Source organism: Caballeronia arationis (assembly GCF_001544975.2).
In the GTDB taxonomy this organism is placed as follows: Bacteria; Pseudomonadota; Gammaproteobacteria; order Burkholderiales; family Burkholderiaceae; genus Caballeronia; species Caballeronia arationis.
Genome location: NZ_FCOG02000541.1, coordinates 1 through 775 on the forward strand (window position 1 = coordinate 1; position 775 = coordinate 775).

Genomic DNA, 775 nt, shown 5'->3' on the forward strand with positions numbered 1-775 from the left:
TCGACGCTCACGAGTCTTGTAAACGACGCGCGAGTTGGGCATCATGATCGACATGTCGCCCGCCGCCATCACTGTCGCGGATCTGCCGATCGAGCCCGAGGCGCTGCAGGCATTCGCGCTCGAACAGAATCGGCTCGCGTGGGTGCTATGGGAGCAACTCGAAAGCCTGCAGCACCAGATTGCCCAGTTGAACCGTGCACACTTCGGCGTCAGTTCCGAGCGGTTGGCAGGCCAGGCGGAATTGTTCGATGCCGCCTCAGATCTTCCGGTGCCACCCGAACCCGCCAAGGTTCAGGTTGAGGGCCACACCCGCAAGGGCCGTCCTGCTTTGTCGAAGGACCTGCCCCGCACGCGCGTCGAATACGACCTGAGCGACGAACAGAAGGCCGCATTCGATACGCTCGAGCGCATCGGCGACGAGCGCAGCGAGACGCTGCACTACGAGCCGTCCAGGCTCACCGTCATCGAGCACGTTCGCTTCAAGTACGCAGCGAAGAAAGATGGCGATTCGACCATAGTGACCGCCAGCGCCCAGCCGTCGCCGCTGCCGAAGAGCAATGCGAGCGCGAGCCTGCTGGCAAACATTCTGGTCAACACCTATGTCGATCATCTGCCATTAAACCGTCAGGAGATGCGCTACGCGCGCCGTGGCGTGTACCTGCCTCGGGCGACGCTGTGCGAATGGAAGCTCGCGGCGGCCGAGTTGCTCGAAGTGCTGCTGCCACCGCTGCGGGTTCATCAGTTGCAGGCGCCCCGCATGCACGTGGACGACACC

1 protein-coding gene is annotated in these 775 nt (G+C 63.1%); it reads left to right on the forward strand.

Features of this window, described 5'->3' with window-relative positions:
* Window positions 1-43: 43 nt before the first annotated feature.
* The coding region (locus tag AWB81_RS46320) for an IS66 family transposase (RefSeq protein ID WP_159939048.1) at window positions 44-775 on the forward strand (732 nt) is incomplete at its 3' end.